At 61.3% G+C, this 6,641-nt stretch carries 4 protein-coding genes and 1 pseudogene; all 5 read left to right on the top strand.

The annotated features are described in order from the left end of the window. Positions 1-2,600: pseudogene (locus tag LGM42_RS20970) on the top strand (hemagglutinin); the annotation flags it as partial. A gap of 21 nt (positions 2,601-2,621) precedes the next feature. After that, positions 2,622-2,807, top strand: a complete 186-nt coding sequence (locus LGM42_RS33370; RefSeq protein ID WP_290370972.1) for a YadA C-terminal domain-containing protein — start codon at positions 2,622-2,624, stop codon at positions 2,805-2,807. A gap of 144 nt (positions 2,808-2,951) precedes the next feature. Further along, positions 2,952-4,103, top strand: a complete 1,152-nt coding sequence (locus LGM42_RS20965; protein ID WP_124631340.1) for a DUF2827 domain-containing protein — start codon at positions 2,952-2,954, stop codon at positions 4,101-4,103. Positions 4,104-4,307: 204 nt separating this feature from the next. Further along, complete coding sequence (locus tag LGM42_RS20960; protein ID WP_226233087.1) at positions 4,308-5,423, top strand: EAL domain-containing protein; 1,116 nt, start codon at positions 4,308-4,310, stop codon at positions 5,421-5,423. A gap of 65 nt (positions 5,424-5,488) precedes the next feature. Beyond that, the gene (locus tag LGM42_RS20955) at positions 5,489-6,637 is read left to right on the top strand and encodes a DUF2827 domain-containing protein (protein WP_226233086.1); all 1,149 of its coding nucleotides are present in this window, start codon (positions 5,489-5,491) and stop codon (positions 6,635-6,637) included. Positions 6,638-6,641: the final 4 nt, after the last annotated feature.

The following is a 6,641-nucleotide window of genomic DNA, read 5'->3' as shown; positions in this document are numbered from 1 at the left end:
CGTCGACGGGGATCAGCACGGCTCAAAGCGGAGTGACGTCGTTGTCGACGGGCCTGAGCGCGACGAATAGCACGGTGACCTCGCTGTCGACGTCGGCGTCGACGGGGATCAGCACGGCTCAAAGCGGCGTGACCTCGTTGTCGACGGGTCTGAGCTCGACCAATAGCTCGGTGACCTCGCTGTCGACGTCGGCGTCGACGGGGATCAGTACGGCTCAAAGCGGAGTGACCTCGTTGTCGACGGGTCTGAGCACGACGAATAGCACGGTGACCTCGCTGTCGACGTCGGCGTCGACGGGGATCAGCACGGCTCAAAGCGGCGTGACGTCGTTGTCGACGGGCCTGAGCGCGACGAATAGCTCGGTAACCTCGCTGTCGACGTCGGCCTCGACGGGGATCAGCACGGCTCAAAGCGGCGTGACCTCGTTGTCGACGGGTCTAAGCTCGACGAATAGCTCGGTGACGTCGCTGTCGACGTCGGCGTCGACGGGGATCAGTACGGCTCAAAGCGGAGTGACGTCGTTGTCGACGGGTCTGAGCACGACGAATAGCACGGTGACCTCGCTGTCGACGTCGGCGTCGACGGGGATCAGCACGGCTCAAAGCGGCGTGACCTCGTTGTCGACGGGTCTGAGCTCGACCAATAGCTCGGTGACGTCGCTGTCGACGGGTCTGAGCGCGACGAATAGCTCGGTAGCGTCGCTGTCGACGGGCGTAGCAAATTCTGTGCAGTATGACAACGCAGCGCATACGTCGGTGACGTTGGGTAGTGTCGGCGCGACTACGCCGGTCACATTGACTAACGTCGCCGCAGGCGTGAATCCAACCGACGCGGTGAACTACAGTCAGTTGAGTTCACTGTCGACATCAGCGTCAACGGGCCTTTCGTCGGCGACCAGCTCGATCACGTCGTTGTCGACGTCGACCTCGACGGGCATCAGCTCGTTGTCGACCGGGTTGAGCACGACCGACAGCACGGTGACGTCGCTGTCGACGTCGACCTCGACGGGCATCAGCTCGTTGTCGACTAGCCTGAGCACGACGGACAGCACGGTGACGTCGCTGTCGACCTCGGCCTCGACGGGCATCAGTTCGTTGTCAACTGGCCTGAGCACGACGGACAGCACGGTGACGTCGCTGTCGACCTCGGCCTCGACGGGCATCAGTTCGTTGTCGACTGGCCTGAGCACGACGGATAGCACGGTGACGTCGCTGTCGACGTCGACCTCGACGGGCATCAGTTCGTTGTCAACTGGCCTGAGCACGACGGACAGCACGGTGACGTCGCTGTCGACGTCGACCTCGACGGGCATCAGTTCGTTGTCGACTGGCCTGAGCACGACGGACAGCACGGTGACGTCGCTGTCGACGTCGACCTCGACGGGCATCAGTTCGTTGTCGACTGGCCTGAGCACGACGGACAGCACGGTGACGTCGCTGTCGACCTCGACCTCGACGGGCATCAGTTCGTTGTCGACTGGCCTGAGCACGACGGACAGCACGGTGACGTCGCTGTCGACCTCGGCCTCGACGGGCATCAGCTCGTTATCGACTGGCCTGAGCACGACGGACAGCACGGTGACGTCGCTGTCGACCTCGGCCTCGACGGGTATCAGCTCGTTGTCGACTGGCCTGAGCACGACCAACAGCACGGTGGCGTCGTTGTCGACCTCGACGTCGACAACCGTCAACTCGCTGTCGACGGGATTGAGTGCGACCAACAGCAACCTGGCATCGTTGTCGACGTCCACGTCGACGGGCATTGGCTCGCTGTCGACCGGCCTTAGCGCAACCGGGAGCAGCGTCGCGTCGCTGTCGACGGGGCTGAGCACGACGAACAGCAACGTGGCGTCACTCTCGACATCCGCATCCACCGGCGTCAGCTCACTGTCGACGGGCCTGAGCACGACCAACAGCAGTGTCGCGTCGCTGTCGACGTCAACGTCGACCGGCCTCAGCTCGACAAACAGCAGTATTACCTCGTTGTCGACGGGATTGAGCACGACCGACAGTAACGTGACGTCGCTCTCGACCGGACTGTCCACAACCAACGACAGCCTGGCATCGCTTTCAACCGCAGTGGCGCCCCTCACGTCGATCAAGACCCAGACGACGGACGGTAGCACCGCCATCGGCACCGGGGCCACCGCGGCACCGAACTCGACGGCCGTCGGTCAAGGCGCATCCGCGTCCGGAGCGAACTCGACCGCGGTGGGTGAAGGCGCGGTTGCATCCGGGCAAAACTCGACTGCAGAGGGGCAGGGCGCGATCGCCTCGGGCGCTAACTCGAAGGCGGATGGTCAGGCCGCAGCCGCGACAGGAGACAACTCGACTGCATTGGGCCAGGGATCGACTGCTTCGGGAGCCAATACGACTGCGGTAGGACAGGGCAGTGTCGCGAGCGCTTCGAATGCCGTGGCAATCGGTGCGGGTTCGGTGGCTTCGCAGCCCAACACGGTGTCGTTCGGATCGCCCGGCAATGAGCGTCGGTTGACGAACGTGGCGCCTGGCATCAACGGAACGGATGCAGCGAACATGAACCAGTTGTGGGGTGTCCAGTCGACCGTCAATGAGGTAGCACGTCGTGCCTACTCCGGGATCGCCGCGGCAACCGCGTTGACCATGATTCCCGAAGTCGACCCCGGGAAGACGATTGCGGTGGGGATCGGAGGGGGGAGTTACCAAGGGTATGCAGCGACTGCGCTCGGGGTATCCGTTCGCTTCAGCGACAACCTGAAAGCGAAGATCGGGGTAGGGATCAGCGGGAGCGCCAGCACTTATGGCGCTGGCGTCTCATATCAATGGTAAAGCGTTGATTTGAGCTCCGGGCGGATGCCGATCCTGTCGGCATCCGCCCGGAGATTTCCCTGCTCAACCGCTAATAATTTTGCCTCGTCAAGTGGGGCGTTTTATGGATAGCTTTCAACTACGCCACGCATTCCGGGTGGAACCATGAGGCATTCTCCGCTCGGATGTTCCCTCAACCACAATCGCAAAAGGCTGCGCCCAGGTGTGGGCATCTCGCTGTTTGCGCGCGACGGCCAGTCGTTGTGGGAAAACGGCATTCACCAGAACATCGCGTTCCTTGCGATGATGCTCAAGCACTCGGACCGCATCGGCCCCGTCTATTTCCTGAACGGCGGGGACGCGAACGCGCTGCCGGCCGGTCTCGACCTCGACGGCCTCGACATCCCGCTCGTGAAACCCGTCGACGTCGCGCATGAGCTCGACGTCGTGATCGAGATGGGTGCACAACTGCCGGCCGAATGGCTCAGGCACGTGAAGGCGCTCGGCACGAAGCTCGTCGCGTGCTACGTCGGCCATACGTACAGTGGCCTCGCCGAAACGCCGATCTTCGAGAAGCCTTCGGGACACATCTTCAACGGCACGCAGTTCGACGAAGTGTGGGTGCTCGAAAAATCGCAAAAGATCGACGTGCCGCTGCTGCGCACGCTTACGCGCGCGCCGGTCCATACGATTCCGCATCTGTGGTCGCCGTACTTTCTCGATCGCCGTATTGCCGCGCTGGCGAGCGAAGGAATGACGTTCGGCTATCGGCCTGGTCGCCGCGCGTGGTGTCTCGCGACGCTCGAACCAAACATCTCAGTTGTGAAGTCCTGCCATTACCCGATGCTTGTTTGCGACGAGTTCTACCGCGCGCATCCCGAGGCCGTGCAGCATCTGTTCGTCGTCAATTCGATACACATGAAGGCACATTCTACCTTCGTGCATTTCGCGAACAGCCTAGATCTCGTACGCCGACATAAGGCGACGTTCGAACCGCGCACCGACCTGCCGGGCTTCATGGCGCGCCATGCGGATGCCGTCGTGTCGCACCATTGGGAAAATCCGCAGAACTACCTGTACTACGACGTGTTATATGGCGGCTATCCGCTGATCCACAATTCGACGCTGCTCGGAGATGCCGGCTACTACTACCCCGACTTCGATTCCGTCGCGGGCAGCCAGGCGCTGCTCGAAGCGTGGCTGCATCACGACGAGCGGCTTGACGACTATCGCGCGAAAGCTGACCGGTTGCTGCGATCGGTCTCGATCGACAACCCCGCCAACCTGGACGCGTTCGTTGAGCGCCTGGCCGCATGAACCGGCCCATACGCGTGTCGGACGCCCATGTGCGTCCAGCGCCCGGCGAGGGCGAGCGCTTCGTCGTCGGTGTATCGCCGTTCATGCATCGCACCGGCCCGTGGCTGCGGGGCGACAGGATTTTTCGGAGCCTCGGGTTTCTGTGCCGGTTTTCGCCAAGGTTCGCGGGACGCCACGTTTTTCGTCCGAGTGTATGACGACGACATGAGCTACTGCACGAAGGCGATGGTGCAATATGCCCTTGCACGGGATACAGGATCTTACGGGACGCCGGACCTGAGAACGGCCGCCGTAGTGCTGGCTGCGACAGCTTGCGATCAATTGATGCTGTGCGCTCAGCCGATCTTGAGCGTACAAGATGGTGAACGGGTTTTGTATCACGAATGCCTGGTGCGACTTCGCGGCACCGACGATCAACCGATCACATATCCGTCGGCGTTTATTCCCAGTCTGGAACGGCTTGGACTCATGCGCTTCCTGGACCGCTATGTCATTGGCATGGCCATCGAGTTCCTGGAGTCGAACTTCAACATTCGATTGGGCGTCAATATTTCCGCGCAAAGTGCGAATGAGATCGGAGGATGGGCATCGGTTCTTCGGCTGCTTGAAGGCAGACCGGACATAGCGTCTCGTCTTGTGGTGGAGATTACCGAAACTACGCAGTTGTCACCCGTAACAGGTCGAGTATTTGTCGAGCACCTGCGGCGTATCGGCTGCAGTATCGCCCTGGACGATTTTGGCGACGGGTTCAGCGTGGAGAATCGCGCGGTGATTTCTTCGCCCGAAATCATCAAGATTTCTGGTCGAATGTTACCGACGGGCGAATACGACGCGATACATCTCGAGCAGTTCAAGAAATTGGTGACAAGTGCCCGAGACCAGGCATCGCAGGTGGTGGTGGAGGGAATAGAAAGCGCCGACGCATTACGCACCGCCTCGCTGGCCGGGGCTCACTGGGTGCAAGGCTACTACACTGGCAAGCCGAGCCGGTTGAGAATGACAGAGCAGTCCGCAGGTGGATCGGTAGGGCGCTCGATGCAGCAATTCGAGCGTATCGCCAATGCGGTGATCGATCCGCACATGGACGGAAAGATACACGGCGATGCGAGGCGTGCCTTTGCGGCCGGACTTGCAAGCGCGTTGTATGGCAGGCGTTCCGCTATCGCAACGAGTATACGCAGTTACCTGACGGACGCGATGGAAAAACAGGCGGAAACACACAATACATCATCAGTGCGACTGCTTCGGTGTTTTGCCATGCTTGGTCGAATCAATGGCCAGGAATTGGCACGCTCGATGAAATCGGGAGTCGACTTGTGAATAGTCGATATCGGAATTCTCAAGCGCCAAACGCCCAGCAGTTCAACCTGGAGGGCTAAACGGAAATGGCGACCACCAGACCAGTATCTAGCGCCCGCGGACGTCTCGTCGTCGGCGTGTCGCTGTTCGTGCGCGGCGCCGGCCAGTCGCTGTGGGAAAACGGCATTTTCCAGAACTGCCTGCTGTTGATCCTGCTGCTGCGCCAGTCGCCGCTCGTCGCGGATGCCGTGATGGTGAACGGCGGCGAACAGGTCGCCGATCCGCAGATGATGCTCGGCGAGTGGAACGTGCCGCTGCTGTCGATGGACGAAGCGCTGGAGCGCTGCGACGTGCTGATCGAAATGAGCGCGCAGTTCGGCGCGGACTACCTGCGCGCGTTCCGCGAGCGCGGCGGCAAGGTGGCCACGATGCGGGTCGGCAACGACTACGTGATCGACATCGAACGCGCGATGTTCGACAAGCCGTCGGGTTTCCTGTTCTCGGGTGCGCCGTACGACGCGGTGTGGACGATTCCCGAATTCGAGCGCTCGTGCCTGCACTATTACCAGACGGGCCTGCGTGCGCCGGTCTCGATCGTCCCGCACATCTGGCATCCGATGCTGTTCGACAAGGCGCGCGCGACGCTCGGCGCCGGTTTGACGTTCGGCTATCAGCCCGGCAAGCCGCGCTGGCGCGTGACGATGTTCGAGCCGAACATCTGCATGGTGAAGACCAGCATCATTCCGATGCTGATCACGGAGGAAGCCTACCGCGCGAATCCGGCGTTCCTCGAGTTCGTGCGCGTGTGCAACACGATCCACCTGAAGGAACATCCGACGTTCGTGCACTTCGCGAAGAGCCTCGACATCGTGAACCACGGCATCACGACGTTCGAAAGCCGCTACGCGGTGTACGAATTCATGGCCGCGTACGGCGATGCGGTGGTGTCGCACACGTGGGAGAACGCGCAGAACTACCTGTACTACGAGCTGCTGTACGGCGACTATCCGCTGATCCACAACTCGCCGTTCCTCGGCAAGGCCGGGTATTTCTATCCGGACTTCGATTGTCAGGAGGGGGGATGGGCACTCTTGCAGGCATTTTCAGAGCACGACGCGAACCTCGACGAGTACCGCGGAAAATCGAAATACGTGCTCGACGCGGTCAGCATCTACAACCCCGAGAACGTCGCGGCCTATACGGACGCAATCGCCGTTCTCTATCGCGACGCGTAATGCG

Source organism: Burkholderia sp. AU39826 (assembly GCF_020419965.1).
Taxonomy (GTDB): Bacteria; Pseudomonadota; Gammaproteobacteria; order Burkholderiales; family Burkholderiaceae; genus Burkholderia; species Burkholderia semiarida.
Note: the sequence above shows the minus strand (reverse complement) of the source record. Positions and strands in the feature narration are given on the sequence as shown.

Coding starts and splice junctions, on each gene's coding strand:
- LGM42_RS33370 (WP_290370972.1), top strand. CDS start 2,622: ATGATTCCCGAAGTCGACCCCGGGAAGACGATTGCGGTGGGGATCGGA.
- LGM42_RS20965 (WP_124631340.1), top strand. CDS start 2,952: ATGAGGCATTCTCCGCTCGGATGTTCCCTCAACCACAATCGCAAAAGG.
- LGM42_RS20960 (WP_226233087.1), top strand. CDS start 4,308: ATGAGCTACTGCACGAAGGCGATGGTGCAATATGCCCTTGCACGGGAT.
- LGM42_RS20955 (WP_226233086.1), top strand. CDS start 5,489: ATGGCGACCACCAGACCAGTATCTAGCGCCCGCGGACGTCTCGTCGTC.